Below are 16,777 nucleotides of genomic sequence, written 5' to 3'. Positions count from 1 at the left end.
AAGGGGCTGTGGTGCAGAGTGGGGAGAGCCGGTGGCGTCAGAAGTCCACGCCCACGCTGACCGACAGCGTGCGCGGCGCACCCACCACCAGGTAACCCGCGCCGGGGTAGCCGCCCGATGATGCCCAATAGTTGCGGTTGGTGAGGTTGTCCACGCGGGCGCGCAGCGTGACCAGGCGGCCTTGCACCTCGGTCAGGTAGCGCACGCCCACGTCCAGGCGGTTCCAGCCGGGCACGCTGATGGTGTTCGTGGCGTTGGCATACACCGAGCCGGTGTGCACCAGGCGGCCGTCCAGCGCCAGGCCGGTCACGCCCGGCACGTCCCATTCGGCGCCGATGTTGGCCTGCAGCCTGGGCACGCCGATCACACGGCGGCCGTCGGTGCTGGCGGTGCCCGTGTTCAGCTGCTTGGCGTCGAGCCAGGTCAGGCCGCCCAGCAGGCGCAGGCCCTTGGTGGCCTCGCCCTGCACGGCCAGCTCGATGCCCTGGTGCCGGTCCTTGCCGTTGCTGCGGAAGATGTTGTCGCTGCCCACGTAGGCGCGCGGCTTGGTGGTGGAGAACAGCGCCACGCTGCCGCCAAAGCGGCCGCCGTCGAACTTCACGCCCACTTCTTTTTGCTTGGCGACGTAGGGCGACAGCATCTCGCCACGGTTGGCGGCGGTGGAAGGCGCGGTCGCGCCCTGGCTCAGGCCTTCCACGTAGTTGCCGTACAGCGACAGGCTCTTGTCCAGCTTGTAGACGGCCGCCAGCAGCGGGCTGGTGCGGCTCTGGTCGTAGCGGTCGGTCTCGGCCGCCGTGCCGTAGGCGTAGTTGGCGATCTCGATGGTCTGGTGGCGCAGGCCGCCGGTGAGCAGCAGGCGCTTGTCCAGCAGCGAGAGGGTGTCGCCGATGGCAAAGCTGGTCAGGCGCGTGCTGCCGGTCAGGCGCGGGTCGGCCAGGTCGCCGCCGCGGAAGGCACTTGCGCTGAAGCCTGGCAGCGGGCTGTACACGGGGTTGTAGAGGTTGGTGGACTGCGTGTTGGCAAAGTCCATCGCGTAAGCGTTCTTCTTGTCCGCGCTGAAGTGCGATGCCACCACCACCCACTCGTGGCCCACGCTGCCGGTCTGCAGCTTGCCGCGCAGGCCCAGCTCGCCGGTGTTGACGCTGTCCTTGCGGGTGTTGTCGAAGCGGTAGGTAGAGCCCGCGCCGGTGCTGCTGTCGCTCACCGTCAGGTTGGCCAGCGAGTTGGCTTCGGAGCTGCGGCGTGCGCCGGCCGCGGCCCAGCCGGTGATGTCCTGCGTGATGTCCCATTCGCCGCGCAGCGTGCCGAAGGTGTCGCGCTCGTTCGAATACGTCCAGGGCTGGGCGAAGTTGGTGCCGCCGTCCGGGGCGGTGGGCATCTGCGTGGCGGTGGCGCCCAGCGTCACATTGGTGCGGGTGCTCTTGAGCTTGTGGTCCTGCCAGCCGATGTCGCCCGACAGGCGCACGTCGCGGCTGCGCCAGTCCAGCCCCACGGCCGCCAGGCCGAGCTTGACGTCTTCATGGTCCACGGCCGTGCCGCCGTTGTGGGTGGCCGCATTCACGCGGATGCCCGTGTTGCCGTCGGGACCGAAGCGGCGCGCGATGTCGGCCGCCAGTTGCGTCTGCCCGCCGCTGGAGACGCCGAATGTGACGCGGTTCAAAGGCTCGTTGGGCGCGCGCTTGGGCAGCAGGTTGATCGATCCGCCGATGCCGCCGCCATTGGGGCTGGCACCGCTCAAGAAGGCCGATGCACCGCGCAGCACTTCCACGCGTTCGAACAGCTCGGTGGCGATGTACTGGCGCGGCAGCAGGCTGTACAGGCCGTTGTAGGCCGTGTCGTCCGAGTCCAGGATGAAGCCGCGGATGAAGTACGCCTCCTGGAAGTTGCCGAAGCCGCGCGCCACGCGCACCGTGGGGTCGTTCTGCAGCACGTCGCCCACGCTGCGGGCATGGCGGTCCTGGATGAACTCGTTGGTGTAGCTGGTGATGGAAAACGGCGTGTCCATCGCGTCCTTGGTGCCCAGCACGCCGGCACGGCCGCCGCGCGCCACCTGGCCGCCAGCGTAGGCGGGCGACAGGCCTTGCGCCGATGCGTCGGCACTGGCGTTCACCGTCACGGTGGACAGCGCCTTGCCTTCCGCCGGGGTGGTTGGCGCAGCCTGCTGGGCCAGCACGGCAGGCGCCGCCAGCGCGAACATCACGGCGGCGGCAATGGCCACCGGCGTGGCGGCAAAAACGGGGCGCAGCGGGGCTGGCTGGAACGATGTGGCTGGGCGCATGGTCGTGGTGTGAAAAATGAAGTTGAAGGAGGTGTCAGCGCGGCGCCGAAGTGGTGCCGCTGCTGTGGATGTCGGTGTCGACGGGGTCGCCGGCGCGGCCCGGGGTGGTCTGCGGTGCCGGGGTGTCACGGAGGGCGCGGCGTGCATGGTGTGCCTGCTGTGAAAAAGGCCATGAGAACCAGCCCATCACCGCCACCGGAACGCCCAGGCCCACCCACGACCACCAGTCGCCCCAGGTGTCGGACACCAGGGCGGTGATTAGGCCCGTGGTGGTCAGCACGCCCACCACGATGGGCCAGCCCCACAGCGACCAGAACGGGTTCGGCTTCATGCGCGGCCCTCCGTGCGGGGCAGCGGCGTGCCGGTGCGTGCAGCTGGGATGGCGGTAGAGGCAGTGGGCAGGCCGGTAGGCGCGGGCGCGGTGGCGGCCGCGGTGGTGCTGCCCGCCTGCACGCCCTTGCGCAGCCACAGGTATAGCCCGCTGCCCAGCACGACGATGGTCGCAATGTCGAGCAGCGCCCAGATGATCTTCATCGGCATGCCGCCGTAGTCGCCAAAGTGCAGCGGCTGCGACACCAGCAGCGCCGTGAGGTACCAGGGCAACTGCGGCGCGGCCGTGACCTGGGCCGTGCGCGCGTCCACCATCACGGGCTGCAGCAGGCGCGAGGTCAGCGGTTCCTTGCCGCGCAGGAAGAAGGTGTTGTGGTGGGGGCTGGAGAACGCGGTGCCCGGGAAGGCGATGAACGACAGCTTCATCTCCGGCGCGTGCGCCTGGGCCGCCTGCAGGGACTGCTGCAGCGGGCCGCGCTCGGCCACGGGCACGGTGGGCTGGCCTTCGTAGGGCTTGAGCAGGACGGACAGCTGGTCGTACTGCCAGTACTTGATCATCAGGTCCGCCCAGGTATTGATCATGCCCGTGGCGCCCACCACGAGGGCCCACACCAGGGTGACGATGCCCAGCAGGTTGTGCAGGTCGAGCCACTTGACGCGGGTGGAGCGGTCCCGGCGCACCTCTCCGAAAGCCAGCTTGCGCATGAACGGCGCGTACAGCACCACGCCGGTGACGATGGCCACCAGCAGCAGCAAGCCCATGAACCCCAGGAACAGCTTGCCCGCCAGGCCCGCGAACAGGTCCACGTGCAGGCGGAACATGATGTACATGAAACCCTGGTCCACCGGCCGCTGCGACAGCACGGCGGCGGTGCGCGCGTCGACCGCGATGGACTTGAAATCCTCGGTCGGTGAGGGCGTGGGCGTGAGGGTGACGAACCACAGGGCGTCGTCGTCCTCGGGCTGCGAGGCGAACTGCACCACGCGCTCGGGGTGCAGGGCCTGCGCGGCGGCCAGCACCTTGTCCAGGCTGGTGCGCGGCGTGTGGGCGGGCATGGGGGGCGCCTCGACCTCGGTGCCCAGCAGGTGGCCGATCTCGTGGTGGAAGATGAGCGGCAGGCCGGTGAGGCACAGCAGCAGCATGAAGACGGTGCACACCAGGCTGGACCACTTGTGGGTCCAGCTCCAGCGGCGCAAGGCGGTGGGGCTCATGGCGGTGTCGGAAGGTAGGGGCGCGGTGCCCGCGCGCGCGCCCGGTCCCCGCGCGGCGAGCACGGGCGACGCGGCGGTGGAGATGCCACCCAGGTGGCAAAAGCAGGGGCGAATGAAGTCAAGCCAGGCAACCCGGAAACGTCGAAGGGGCGGTGGGTGCTGGCTGCAGCCGGCTGCGGGGCGCGGGCTGTGGCTTGCGGATACCTAATTTTACATTGCAAATGGGAATTATTCCTATTGTTGGGATGCGCGGGGCGCCGCGTTGTCTGGGATGAGCAACACCCGGTGGCGGGTGGGCGCGGGCAGGGGGCGCGCGCCCGTGGCATCGCGTGCAGTGCCCCGGCGCACTGGCGTTGGCCGAGCCACCAAAGTGCTTGCGTGGCTATAGTGCGCGGGCGTGCCCGAACGGGTGCGTGACCGTCGCCACTACAACACTTGGCCTTCCGGCCATCAAAAGACACTTTCATCCATGAAACATTGCCTTGCCCTTTGCGCCATCGCGCTGGCTGGCTGCGCTTCGCAGTACCACCCCCAACCCACCGCCGACAGCGCCACGCTGAAGATCATCGGCAACAACGCCCACTTCTTCACCGAGGCGTACGAGAACGAAGACTGCGTGCCCCACAAGGACGGCATCCGTCTGGCGACCTTCACCGGGATGACGAAGGACGTGGAGAACCCTTCCGTGGGCAAGACGGTGCAGATTCCGGCCGGCAAGCCGTTCGTGCTCTCGCACTACTACATCGATGCGCGCGTGGCCCAGAACCGGATCTGCCGGGTGACCGTGGCCTTCGTACCCGAGCGTGGCCAGAGCTACCAGACATACTTCCATGTGGAGCCGGACGTGAGCAGCTGCGATACCGTGGTGTCCGCCAGTACCGGCAGCCCGTCCATGAACGTGCCATCGTTCAAGTACGGCCGCAACCTGTGCGTGAGCGGCGAGAACCACGGGCCCGTCGCGCGCAAGGCCACACGGCTCGACTGGAAGGTGAACCTGCAGCGCGCTCCCGCACGCTGAGGCGCGGCAGCCGGCGGGCCCGGGCAGGCCCGCTGGCGGTAGCCCGCTTCCCCGTCAGTACCGCGCCTTGAGCGCCACCGTCACGCGGCGTGGCTCGCCATAGAAGTTCTGGCGCGACACGCCGGATACCTTCTCGTAGTAGGTCTTGTCCAGCAGGTTGTCCACCGACAGGTTCAACGACAGGTGGTCGTTGATCTGGTAGCCCACCTGCGCGTTGAACACCGCGTAGCCGGGCGCGTTGATGCGCAGCGCGCCGCTTTGCGCGAAGAACGCGCTGCGGTACGACATGCCTCCGCCCACGCTGAAGCCGCGCAGTGCCGGGCTGGTGAAGGCATAGCGGGTGAACAGGTTCACGCTGTGGCGCGGCGTGATGGGGCTGAACACCTGGCCCTGCTGGGCGACGGGCGCCTTCAGGTAGCGGGTGTCGTTGTAGGCGTAGCCCGCCACGATGTCCCAGCCGGGCTGTGGCTGGCCGCTGACCTCGGTCTCGAAGCCCTGCGCGCGCACCTTACCGCCGGCGATCGATGCGTTGGTCACCACCGGGTCGGCGACAGCGCGGTTCTCGTCGATGATGCGGAACAGCGCTGCATGGGCCTGCAGGCGCTTTTGCAGGAACTCGCCCTTCACGCCCAGCTCGACCTGCTTGCCCGTGCGCGGGTCGAGCAGTTGCTTGGCCGCGGTGAGCTGGGTTTGCACCACGAAGGTTTCGGCGTAGCTGGCGTAGCCGGTGTACTGCGGGTGGAAGTCCCACATCAGCGCGATGGAGGGCACGAACTGGCGGCCGGGATCGGCCGATGCGGTGACCGCGCCGGTACTGGTACTGCGCGTCACCACCTCGGCCCACGACAGGCGCCCCCCCGCGAGCAGCTTGACGGTGTCGGCCAGGCTGACCTGGGCCTGCCCGTACAGCGCGTTCTCGCGGCGGGTGACGATGGAGGTGAAGCCCTTGAGCGTGATGTCGGGGTACGCCAGGTCGTAGTTGGGCCGCAGCAGGTTGAAGGGCAGGGTCGGCCCGTAGATGTAGTTGCCGTCCCAGGTCCTGCCTTCGTTGTGGCTGGCGCCCACCAGCAGCTTGTGGGTGCGGCCCGCCACCTGCACCGGCGTGGCCAGGAAGGCGTCGTAGTTGCGGGTGCGCACGTGGAAGTCGCCGTCCACGGTTTCCATGGTGAAGCTGCCGTCGGCGGCCAGGGCACTGTTGGCCCGGGCGGAGCGGTAGAAGGCCGTGCGGTCGATGTCCCGCGCGGACAGGCGCACCACGCCGCCGCCGGCCAGGCGGTGCTCCAGCTCGGCGAAAACGTCGGTGGTTTCCAGGTCCTGGCGGTTGGCGCGCAGGCCGGCAAAGGAACTGCGGGGCAGGTCGGCCAGGCGGCCGTCGGCATAGGTGGGCAGGCCCTGGTCGATGGCGGCGCGCACGCGCTGCTGCGCTGCGCCCACCGACACGGTGGTGGACGGGGCGATGTCCCATTCCAGCGTGCCGTAGCCCAGGCGCTTGTTGTTGAACAGCGTGTCGATGTGGCTGTCACGGTCTTCCACCACGGCCACGGCGCGTGCGCGAATGGTGCCTTCGGCGTTGAGGCCGCCGCCCACGTCCACCGTGCCGCGGCGCAGGCCGAACGAGCCCACCGCCGCATCGGCACCGATGGCCAGTTTGGACGGGGCGCGCTTGCGCACCAGGTTGACGGTGCCGCCGGGTTCGCTCGCGCCCTGCAGCAGGCCGGCCGGGCCGCGCAGCACTTCGATGCGGTCGTACATGGCCGTATCGAGCGTGCTGTAGTTGCCTTGCGGAATGGGCACACCGTCGAGCTGGATGGCGCCCAGGTCGAAGCCGCGCGACTGGAACGAGTTGTAGTTGCCCGCGCCGTCCAGCCGCGTGATGGTCATGCCAGTGCTCAGCTTGATCGCGTCTTCCACCTTGGTCAGGTTGCGGTCGTCGAGCTGCTGGCGCGTGACCACGCTGATGGACTGGGGCGTCTCGCGCGGCGTCTGCTGCAGCTTGCCCACGCTGACTTCGCGGGCGGTGTACTGGCCGCTGCCCTCGGTGGTGGCGCCGTCCGCGCCGTCGGTCACCTTGACCTCGGGCAATGCGGCCGTGGCGGCGGTGGTGGCGGCGGTCTGGGCCTGGGCTGTGGCCAGCGTGGCCAGCAGCGAGGCCGCCAGGGCCAATGGGTGCATGCGCATGGTGCTTCTCCTCCTCGATGTTGCTATGAATTGAGTAGCTGCCAGCGCTTTTCCATCAAGCGCTGGTGGCGTAAAAGGCTTTGAATTTGCTGGCGGCGCCTGCATGTGCCGTGTCAGAACCGCGTGCGCAGCGTCACCTGCAGCGCGCGGGGCGAGCCGGGCAGGATCAGGTTGTCGTTGCTGCCGTGGGCCGACACGTAGTACTTGCGGTTGGCCAGGTTCTTCACGTTCACGTCCACATCCCACTGGCCCACCGTGTACTGCAGCGCGGCGTCGAGCGTGGTGTAGCCGGGCAGGGTGACCAGGTTGGTCAGCGAGGTGAAGCGTGCACCCACGTAGTTCACGCCGCCGCCCACGCGCAGGCCGTGGCCCAGGTCCTTCATGGCCCACAGGAACGCGGAGTTGCGCGGCGTGAGCGCGGCCACCTTGCCCTGCGCCGCGATGGCCGCCGTGGGCAGCTGCAGCGAGCCCGTGGTGGCCAGCGACTTGGTCATGCGACCATCGAGCCACGCGTAGCCGGCGCTCACGTCCCAGCGGCCGGGCAGGCGGCCATTGGCGGTCAGCTCCAGGCCGTTGGTGCGCTGCGTGCCCACGTTGATCTGGCGCGACGGGTTGGTCGGGTCGGTGTTTTTGATGTTGGTGCGCTCGAGGTTGAACAGCGCGCCGGTGAAGTTCAGGCGGCCGTCCAGCACATCGAGCTTCACGCCGATTTCCTTGTTCTCGGTGATCTCGGGCTCGGCGCCGGTGGTGTTGGCGGCCAGCGCAAAGGTCTCGGCCGAGGGCTGGAACGACTTGCTGTACGACACGTAGTACGACAGCGTTTCGTTGGGCTGCCACACCAGGCCCGCGCGGGGGCTGAACTTCTTGTCGGTACGCGAGAGGCCCGCGAGCTTGCGGTCGAACGTGGTCTCCTGCCCGAACACGTCGTAGCGCGCGCCCACCAGCGCCTTCCACTGGGGCGCGAGGGTGATCTGGTTTTGCCAGTACAGCGCGGCGGTGTCCTGTGTGGTGTGGCTGGGGATGGCGCCGTCGGCCGCAAAGCTGGCGGCCGGGATGGCCGGGGCGGGGCGGTTGCCGGGGTTGAAGATCGGCACGCGGTCGGCGCCGCCCGAGACGGACTCGGCGCGCTTCTTCTGCTGGCCCAGCTCCACGCCCATCAGCCATTCCTGCTGGAAGCCGCCCAGCCGGTTGCGCCAGGTGACGTCGGTCTGGTTGAAGAAGCCTTTTTCGTCGCGCAGGACGAACGAGCGCGTGCGGCCCACGGTCAGGTTCACCGGGTCGGTGGTGCCGCCGGGCAGGGTGTTGTAGCGGTCCAGCGCGTAGTCGTACAGGCGCGTGACGTTGCGCACCGACCAGTCGTCGTTGAAGCGGTGGTTCAGCGTGGCCGCGAACGACTGCATGGTGCTGGTGGTGGTGTCGTCCTGCGCGGCATTGCTGGAGCCGTAGTATGTGCGGGGCGATACGTTGACGGGGCGGCCGTTGAGCGCGGGAATGCCAAAGTCCGTCAGGCGCTGGTCGCGGGCGTGGGTGTACTGCAGCAGCAGGTCGGTTTGCGCCGCGAGCTTGAGCGCGAGCGACGGCGCGAAGTTGTGGCGCTTGACGAACTGCTGGTCGCGGTAGCTGCCCGAGTCCTCCACCGCGGCGTTGATGCGAAAGGCCGCGGTGTCGCTGATGCCCACATTCACATCGGCCGTGGCGCGGCGGTAGTCGAAGCTGCCCAGGCCCAGCGAGGCCTCGCCCGAGGTCTCGCCGAACCTGGGCTTCTTGGTCACGCGGTTGATCAGGCCGCCCGACGAGCCGCGCCCGTACAGCACGGCGGCGGGGCCCTTGAGCACCTCCACCCGCTCGATGTCGGCCAGGTCGCGGAAGTACAGGGCATCGTCGCGCACGCCGTCGACAAACTGGTCGGCGATGGCCGTGAAGCCGCGGATCACCACCTGGTCGCGCTGCCCGTCGCCGTGGCTCATGGCCACGCCGGGCACGTTGCGCAGCACGTCTTCCATCGACCGCGCGCCCTGGTCGCGCATGAGCTGCTCGGGCACCACGTTCACGGCCTGGGGCACGTCGCGCAGCGGCGCACTGCCCTTGGTGGCCGAGGTGCTGGCGGCGGGCGAGTAGCCGTCGTCCCCCGTGGTGGACTGCACCGTGACCTCGCCCAGCGTCTGCGGTGCGGTGGCCGGTGGTGGGCTCTGCGCCCACGCAGCGCTGCAAAGCGCGGCGAGCAGGGCGGCCGACAGGGGCCTGAGCGTATGGGACTGGCGGATGGCGTGCATGGTTTTTCCTTGAGCGTGTGCGCAGCGCAGATGAAGACGGCAACCCCGCACCCCGTGCCTGGCGCGGGCCGGTGGTCGGCCCTTGGCTGGGAGGTGTGCGAAGCGTGAAAAGGGGTGCGGGTGGTGGCGGTAACGTTCAGGGGCGGAGGTCTGGCGGGCGGGCGGCGGTGTTCATCACCAGCCCCAGGCCCACGCAAGCAGGCCGCCCGCCAGGGCCGCGCCCGCCAAGGCCGGGGCGCGCCGGGGTTGCCAGGTCATGGTGGCCGTCACGGCCACCGCCGCCACGGAGAGCGCGACGGTCCAGGCGGTGATGCCCAGCGAGGCTGGGGTCTCGCCCGAGGGGCGGGCCGCCAGCCACAGCGACAGCAGCAACACCAGCCACCCGGCGCGGCGCAGGTGCAGCAGGCGGCGCTCCGTGCCTTCCCGGCCCAGCGCGTCTTCATGGTGGCGGTCCATGCCCAGTGCGATGGCGGACCACGCCGCGAAACACAGCAGAAAGGCGGACATGGATCAGGCCCCCGAGGTCGAGACGTCGGGCGTTGCCGACAGCGCCGGTGCAGCGGGCCGTGGGGCGGATGCGCTGGCAGCGGCGGCGTGGCGCAATGCCTTGGACACAGCGGCCCGGCCCTTGCGCACGCGCCCCGGGCGCAGCCGCCAGGACAGCCAGCCCAGCAGCAGGCCCGTGGCCAGGAACGACAGGTCCATGCTCGCCCAGATCCATTCGCCCGCGGGCAGCGTGACGCCCAGGTGGGTGTGGGTGGTCAGTGCGTTGATCAGCGGCAGGGCCGTCCACACGGCACCCGCAGCGCCCAGCGGCACGGACCAGCCCATGCGGCTGGGCCGCGCCACGGCGCACGCCAGCGCCCACAGCAGCGCGATGCCCCAGGCGCTGAAGAACCAGGCCAGCTCGGTGTCGGCCCGGCCCTCGATGCCCACGGGGATCAGGCGGTTGGAGGCCACGTACACGCCGCAGGCCAGCGGCAGGCCTGCCAGCGTGGCGATATTGATGGCGGCCACCAGGCGCTCGCCGAAGGGTGCCTTGGTGCGCGCTGCAGGGGCGGCTGCGCCCTGGCGGCCGGCTTTCGTCTGCGACAGGGCGCTGCGCTTGACGGTCCACAGCACCATGCCCGTGGCGATCATCAGGCTGCCCAGCACGCCAAAGCCGAAGAGGGCCCAGCGCATGCCCACATCGGCAAAGCGCGCCAGGTGCAGCCCGTACAGCACGCCATACGTCTTGGCGGCGGGGCCCGTGGGGTCGGCCTGGTCCAGCCACTGGCCGGTGGTGGCGTCGAACAACAGGCGCGGCGGGCGGTACTGCAGTCGGTCGCCCTCGTGGCGCGTGACCTCGACCACGGCGCGGCCCTTGGCATCGCGGCGCGCCTGCAGGCTGCCGATGCGCCCGCCGTCCCAGCGGGTGCGTGCTTCGGTCAGGATGGGCTGCAGCGCGATGGCGGGCAGGGGCTCCACCTTGTCGTTTGCGCCGCGGCGGGGGCGGCTCTCGGCCTTCTCGCCCTGCAGGTCGGCAAAGTACGCGTTGGAGTCCACGCCTTTTTCATTCTTGTACGTGGTGGCGATGCCGGCGGGCATGTACAGCGTGTGGAAGATCATCAGCCCGCTGAAGGTGATCATCAGGTAGAACGGCAGCACCAGCACGCCGGTGACATTGTGCGCATCCAGCCAGGCGCGCTGCCCGCCCTTGGTGGGACGGAAGGTGAAGAAGTCCTTGAAGATGCGCCGGTGCGTGATCACGCCCGTGATCAGCGCGACGAACATCAGCATCGTGGCCACGCCCACCACCCAGCGGCCTTCGAGGGTCCAGCGGCCCTTCTGGGCCGTGCGCAGCTCGAAGTGAAAGCGGTAGAAGAAGTCGCCGCCCATGGTCTGGCGCGCCTCGATGGCTTCGCCGGTCTGCGGGTTCATGCGCAGCGTCTCGAACCGGCCGTTGCCGGTGCCGCGCCACAGCAGGTTGACGGCCGGGTCGCGCTCGTCGGGCAGGTGCATGATCCACTGCGTGACCTCGGGCGACTTGCGCTGCAATGCGTCCAGCGACTTCTGGGCCACCTGCGCATCCGCCGCGGGCAGGCCGTGCATCTCGGGGCGCATCCACAGGTTGAACTCGTTCTTGAAGAACGACAGCGTGCCGGTGAGGAAGATCGCAAACAGCAGCCAGCCCAGGATCAGCCCGGCCCAGGTGTGCAGCCACGACATCGCCTGGCGAAAGCCTTCTCGGTCATTGGGTGTCCTGGCGGCGTTGGCCTTGGCGTTGACCGGGGCAGCCGTGGGCATGCCCGCTGCCATGTCTGCGGACGCGTCGGGTGTCAGTGTGGTGGCGTTCATGCGGCGGCCTTCATCCATTGCGACGCCATGGCGCAGGCGCCCAGTACCAGCGCCGGCAGCAGCGTGCCGGCCCATGCACCCAGGGCGGTGCGGGCATAGAACGCCCAGCCCGCGGCCATGGCGTAGGCCAGCCAGGCCAGCATGGTGGCCGTCAGCACGGCTTCCACCCGCGGCATGAACTGCGCCAGCCCCAGCGACAACGCGGCCGCGAACCCCGCCGCCAGCGCATAGCCGCCTCCGATGGCCGCCACGGCGCGGGAGGTGATGGCCAGCCGGTAGCGCCAGTCGACATGCGCGGTCTTCATGGCGTGCCAGCCGGGGCGCGGCTGTCAGCAGGTGATCCGGGCGATCGGAAAGAAGCGGAGGCCCCGGGCAGGCAGGGGCTGGCGGTGCGGCGCAGCATCAGGAAGGCTCCAGGCAGGTTTGGACACAACAAACGTACAAACGCTGGCTGCAGCGGGGCAGGGCCCGGCTGACTGGCTGGCTAGGTATTCAGGGAATCAATCACGGCACCCCGGCGCAACGCGCACTCCATGCCATCAGGTCTGGGGAAGAGGTGGGCAGGGAAGGGCGGGCGCCGGTCGTAAGAACGCATTCTACTTTTGTTGAGAAGCATTCGCATTCATTGCGGCACAACTTTGGCGGCTTTGATGTGCAGTTGCAACATCCTGTGACTGCAGGGCGATGCGGCCCTGCCTTCGCGCGGACACAAAAAAACGGGCCAGGGCCCGTTTTTCTGATTTCTTCGTTGGTGGTTTTTTTCGTGGAGCGCTCTGGTGAACTCTTGCTTCAGTCTGCGTCGCCCATCTGCGACTGCAGGTAGTTCTGCAGGCCGACCTTGTCAATCAGGTCGATCTGGGTTTCGATGAAGTCGATGTGCTCTTCCGTGTCATCCAGGATCTTTTGCAGGAGGTCGCGCGAGACGTAGTCACGCACGCTTTCGCAATGGGCCATGCCTTCCTTGATGGTGGCCTGGGCGCCTTGTTCGGAGCGCAGGTCGCAGGCCAGGATCTCTGGCACGTCTTCACCGACCTGGAGCTTGGCGAGGTCCTGCAGGTTGGGCAGGCCGTCGAGCATGAAGATGCGGTCCATCAGCCAGTCGGCATGCTTCATCTCGCCGATGGATTCGGAGTACTCCTTCTTGGCCAGCTTGTCGAAGCCCCAGTGCTTGAGCATGCGGTAGTGCAGGAAGTACTGGTTGATGGCCGTGAGCTCGTTCTTGAGCTGGGCCTGCAGATGGCCAATGACCTGTGCGTCACCTTTCATGGGGACTCCTTATTGTGTTGATTCCGCCCGATTGTCGTGACCTGAGTCAGCAGGCGCAAGGCAATCCCCTGCGGGGGCGCACGGGGTGCGTGTGATGCTGAGTTGTGTTCGCATTCCCGCGCGGGTGGGCTGCGCGCCGAGCGCGGCCGGGGCGGGCTTCGTGCGCGGCGCCATGCCGCTTCCCGCCAAAAAAGAGGCCCTGGGTGTGATGACCCAGGGCCCGGTGCATCGGCGGGCCGCGTGTGGCGGCCTGGCCTGCCAGCGGGCTACAGCGCCTTGGCGGACGGGCCCGCTGGCGTGGCCGTGGGCTGCCCGGCGCGCTGCTGGTCGCGCCAGTGCGCAATGCCCAGCCACAGCGTGGGGACCAGCACCAGGGCCAGCGAGATCGCCTGGGCCACCGTGCCTTCGGCCAGATCCTCGGTGGCGGCATGCCACCAGGCGTTGTCGATGCCCGGAATCAGCGCGCCTTCGGTGAATTCATGGAAGGCATAGACCACGAGCTGGACCGCGAACACCGCCATGAACCACGAGGTCACGCGGAAGAAGCGGCCCAGGTTCACCGCACGGCCGTAGCGCGTCCAGGCCCATGCAATGGCGATGGCCAGGGCCAGGCCGGCGATGCCGCCCCAGGCCATGTAGCCCAGCTCGGCGCTGCGGGCCAGCGCGGCCAGCATCGTGGCGGTCTCCACGCCTTCGCGGCCCACCATGAACAGCGAGAACAGAAACACGGCCAGGGCGGCGCGCGGGCCCTCCAGCACGCTGGCGCGGTCGATGCGCTGGGCGATCTCCTGTCCCATGCCTTTGCCGGCGCTGCGCATGTGCACCACGCACCAGGCGACGGCGGCCGCGGCCACCAGGGCCATCACCCCCTCGGCCGCGGGTGACAGCGCGCCCACCTGCGACAGCACCCAGCCCAGCACCAGCGACAGCAGCACCGCCACCACGACGCCGGCGCGCAGTGGCAGCAGCAGCGCCAGGCGCCCGGTCTTGCGCAGATACAAGGTGGCGATGGCCACGACAAGCAGGGCTTCAAGCCCCTCGCGGAAACAGATCAAGAGGGTCTGGAACATGGCGGATTCGGTTCTTTGCTATGAGTTTATGAGCTGCTTGCGCTTTTCCATCCAGCGCGCGGGGCCGGTGGGGTCACACCCGACGTGAGCCGTGCGGAGATGGATGTGCCTTGCGCCCCTGGAGCAGATCATAAATTCAACTGAGAATGAGTTGTATTTGAATATTTGACAAGGCGCAATGGTTGGGCATGTTCCCCTGTGGATCGGGGGCGGAGGATTTTCCGCTTTCAGTCTCGATGTATAGTTATTGGCAATTGATTTGATCTAATCAATTAATTGGATTGATGGCCCGGAAAGGCCTAGACTTCAGTCCTGTTCACTCAACCACCAACAAGGAAACAGCAATGTCCCTGATCAATACGCAAGTTCAGCCGTTCAAGACCACCGCTTTCGTCAACCGCAATGGCAAGGGTGAATTCGTCGACCTGACCGAAGCCGACCTGAAGGGCAAGTGGTCCGTGCTGATCTTCATGCCCGCAGCCTTCACCTTCAACTGCCCCACCGAAATCGAAGACGCCGCCGAGCACTACGCAGAGTTCCAGAAGGCTGGCACCGAGGTCTACATCGTCACGACCGACACGCACTTCTCGCACAAGGTGTGGCACGAAACCTCGCCCGCCGTGGGCAAGGCCAAGTTCCCCCTGGTCGGCGACCCTACGCACCAGCTGACCAACGCGTTTGGCGTGCACATCCCTGAAGAAGGCCTGGCACTGCGCGGCACGTTCGTGGTCAACCCCGACGGCATCATCAAGACGTCCGAAATCCACTCCAACGAGATCGCGCGCGACGTGAAGGAAACCGTGCGCAAGCTCAAGGCGGCCCAGTACACCGCCGCCCACCCCGGTGAAGTCTGCCCCGCCAAGTGGAACGACGGCGCCAAGACCCTGGCTCCTTCGCTAGACCTGGTCGGCAAGATCTGAGCGGACACTGATTCGGCAGAGCGCTGCGGGCGCTCCCCAGCCGGACAGCGCCATGGCGCACGCGCGCCATGCCGTCCGGCTTTTTTACGCCTTTTTCACCTACCTTTGCGGTGCCGGGCTTGCCACAAGCAGCCCCAACCCCCACCCTGCAAGTCACAACTCGAAAGGACACCACCATGCTCGACGAACAACTCAAGACCCAGCTTTCCGCCTACCTGGAGCGCGTGACGCAGCCGTTCGAACTGGTGGCTTCCCTGGACGACAGCGAAACCGCCCGCGAGATGCGCGAGCTGCTGACGACCATCCAATCCCTGCGCAGCGACAAGATCACGCTGCGCACCGACGGCAACGACGCGCGCAAGCCCTCGTTCAGCCTGCAGCGCGTGGGCAGCACGAATTCGCTGCGTTTTGCCGGCCTGCCCCTGGGCCACGAATTCACCTCGCTGGTGCTGGCCCTGCTGTGGACCGGCGGCCACCCGCCCAAGGTCGAGCCCGAGGTGATCGAGCAGATCGCCGCGCTCGACGGTGACTTCAACTTCGAGGTCTACATGAGCCTGACCTGCCACAACTGCCCGGACGTGGTGCAGGCGCTGTCGCTCATGGCCATCGTCAACCCCAAGATCAAGACCACCGTGATCGAAGGCGGCGCCTTCCAGCAGGAAGTGGCCGACCGCGAGATCATGGCCGTGCCCATGGTGTTCATGAACGGCCAGGTGTTCGCCTCGGGCCGCATGTCGGTCGAGGAGATCGTGGCCAAGCTCGACACCGGCGCCGCCGCCCGTGACGCGGCCAAGCTGTCGGCCAAGGCACCGTACGACGTGCTCATCGTCGGCGGCGGCCCCGCCGGCGCCGCGGCCGCCGTGTACGCGGCCCGCAAGGGCATCCGCACCGGCGTGGCGGCCGAGCGCTTCGGCGGCCAGGTCAACGACACGCTGGCCATCGAGAACTACATCTCCGTGCTGGAAACCGACGGACCCAAGTTCGCCGCTGCCCTGGAAGCCCACACCCGCGCCTACGACGTGGACATCATGAACCTGCAGCGCGCCGACCAGCTGATCCCCGCGGCCCAGCCCGGCGGCCTGATCGGTGTGAAGCTGGCCAACGGCGCCACCTTGCAATCGAAGACGGTGATCCTGTCCACCGGCGCGCGCTGGCGCAACGTCAACGTGCCCGGCGAAGCCGAGTACAAGAACAAGGGCGTGGCCTACTGCCCGCACTGCGACGGCCCGCTGTTCAAGGGCAAGCGCGTGTCGGTCATCGGCGGCGGCAACTCGGGAGTCGAGGCTGCCATCGACCTGGCCGGCATCGTGGCCCATGTCACGCTGGTGGAGTTCGCCGACCAGCTCAAGGCGGACGCCGTGCTGGTCAACAAGCTCAAGAGCCTGCACAACGTGACCATCCACACCAACGCGCAGACCACCGAGATCACCGGTGCCGACGGCAAGGTCAACGGCCTCAAGTACAAGGACCGCGCCACGGGCGTGGAGCACCTGGTGCAGCTCGAAGGCGTGTTCGTGCAGATCGGCCTGGTCCCCAACACCGAATGGCTCAAGGGCACGGTGGAGCTGTCCAGGTTCGGCGAGATCATCGTCGACTCGCACGGCCGCACCAACCTGCCCGGCGTGTTCGCGGCGGGGGACTGCACCACGGTGCCGTTCAAGCAGATCGTGATCGCTGCGGGCGATGGGTCGAAGGCCGCGCTGAGCGCGTTCGACCACCTGATCCGCATGCCGGTGGTGGCGGCCGCGCCAGCGGGTGCCCCGGCTGCGGAAACGGTGGCGGAAACCGTTTGATGTTTGATTGAAAATGGCCTGCAGCGCTTGATGGTAAAGCGCTGGCAGCTATCAATAGATGAGCGACCGGCTGTGTTGTGCGGCCGGTCGCTTTTTTTCGTG

The 16,777-nt window shown here is 68.0% G+C and carries 13 protein-coding genes; 3 read left to right on the top strand and 10 right to left on the bottom strand.

Annotated features, from left to right (window positions below; genetic code table 11):
- Positions 1 to 37 precede the first annotated feature (37 nt).
- The 3 genes from KW843_RS12195 to KW843_RS12185 are packed head-to-tail and all read right to left on the bottom strand — an operon-like array spanning position 38 to position 3,820.
- Positions 38 to 2,278: a TonB-dependent siderophore receptor gene (locus KW843_RS12195; RefSeq protein ID WP_218295414.1), complete on the bottom strand. Its 2,241-nt coding sequence runs from the start codon at positions 2,276 to 2,278 to the stop codon at positions 38 to 40.
- A gap of 34 nt (positions 2,279 to 2,312) precedes the next feature.
- Positions 2,313 to 2,609, bottom strand: coding sequence for a hypothetical protein (locus KW843_RS12190; protein ID WP_056173771.1), 297 nt, complete (start codon positions 2,607 to 2,609; stop codon positions 2,313 to 2,315).
- On the bottom strand, positions 2,606 to 3,820 hold the full coding sequence (locus KW843_RS12185) for a PepSY domain-containing protein (protein WP_255594723.1): 1,215 nt from the start codon (positions 3,818 to 3,820) through the stop codon (positions 2,606 to 2,608). Before KW843_RS12185 ends, KW843_RS12190 begins: the two co-directional genes overlap by 4 nt.
- Before the next feature lie 469 nt (positions 3,821 to 4,289).
- Between KW843_RS12185 and KW843_RS12180 the strand changes: the two genes are divergently transcribed.
- Complete coding sequence (locus KW843_RS12180) at positions 4,290 to 4,838, top strand: hypothetical protein (RefSeq protein WP_218295413.1); 549 nt, start codon at positions 4,290 to 4,292, stop codon at positions 4,836 to 4,838.
- Between the two features lie 54 nt (positions 4,839 to 4,892).
- On the opposite strand, the gene KW843_RS12175 is transcribed toward KW843_RS12180, so the two are convergent.
- The 7 genes from KW843_RS12175 to KW843_RS12145 form a co-directional block, all read right to left on the bottom strand.
- Positions 4,893 to 7,016, bottom strand: coding sequence for a TonB-dependent siderophore receptor (locus KW843_RS12175; RefSeq protein WP_218295412.1), 2,124 nt, complete (start codon positions 7,014 to 7,016; stop codon positions 4,893 to 4,895).
- A gap of 113 nt (positions 7,017 to 7,129) precedes the next feature.
- On the bottom strand, positions 7,130 to 9,289 hold the full coding sequence (locus KW843_RS12170; protein ID WP_218295411.1) for a TonB-dependent siderophore receptor: 2,160 nt from the start codon (positions 9,287 to 9,289) through the stop codon (positions 7,130 to 7,132).
- Between the two features lie 174 nt (positions 9,290 to 9,463).
- Positions 9,464 to 9,796 carry a DUF3325 domain-containing protein gene (locus tag KW843_RS12165; protein ID WP_218295410.1) on the bottom strand — a complete coding sequence of 111 codons (333 nt, stop codon included), beginning with the start codon at positions 9,794 to 9,796 and terminating at the stop codon, positions 9,464 to 9,466.
- A gap of 3 nt (positions 9,797 to 9,799) precedes the next feature.
- Entirely contained in the window at positions 9,800 to 11,575 is a 1,776-nt protein-coding gene (locus tag KW843_RS12160) for a PepSY domain-containing protein (RefSeq protein ID WP_218295807.1), read from the bottom strand.
- A gap of 47 nt (positions 11,576 to 11,622) precedes the next feature.
- Positions 11,623 to 11,931, bottom strand: a complete 309-nt coding sequence (locus KW843_RS12155) for a DUF3649 domain-containing protein (RefSeq protein WP_218295409.1) — start codon at positions 11,929 to 11,931, stop codon at positions 11,623 to 11,625.
- A 484-nt stretch (positions 11,932 to 12,415) separates the two neighbouring features.
- Positions 12,416 to 12,892 (bottom strand): bacterioferritin, encoded by a 477-nt coding sequence (gene bfr / locus KW843_RS12150; protein ID WP_218295408.1) that lies wholly within the window; start codon positions 12,890 to 12,892, stop codon positions 12,416 to 12,418.
- A gap of 266 nt (positions 12,893 to 13,158) precedes the next feature.
- Entirely contained in the window at positions 13,159 to 13,962 is an 804-nt protein-coding gene (locus KW843_RS12145) for an FTR1 family protein (RefSeq protein WP_218295407.1), read from the bottom strand.
- 344 nt (positions 13,963 to 14,306) lie between these two features.
- Here KW843_RS12145 and ahpC point away from each other — a divergent pair, with 344 nt between their 5' ends.
- Positions 14,307 to 14,882: an alkyl hydroperoxide reductase subunit C gene (gene ahpC, locus KW843_RS12140; protein WP_218295406.1), complete on the top strand. Its 576-nt coding sequence runs from the start codon at positions 14,307 to 14,309 to the stop codon at positions 14,880 to 14,882.
- Between the two features lie 176 nt (positions 14,883 to 15,058).
- On the top strand, positions 15,059 to 16,675 hold the full coding sequence (gene ahpF / locus KW843_RS12135) for an alkyl hydroperoxide reductase subunit F (RefSeq protein WP_218295405.1): 1,617 nt from the start codon (positions 15,059 to 15,061) through the stop codon (positions 16,673 to 16,675).
- Positions 16,676 to 16,777: the final 102 nt, after the last annotated feature.

The sequence above is a fragment of the Acidovorax sp. sif1233 genome (assembly GCF_019218755.1).
In the GTDB taxonomy this organism is placed as follows: Bacteria; Pseudomonadota; Gammaproteobacteria; order Burkholderiales; family Burkholderiaceae_C; genus Acidovorax.
Note: the sequence above shows the minus strand (reverse complement) of the source record. Positions and strands in the feature narration are given on the sequence as shown.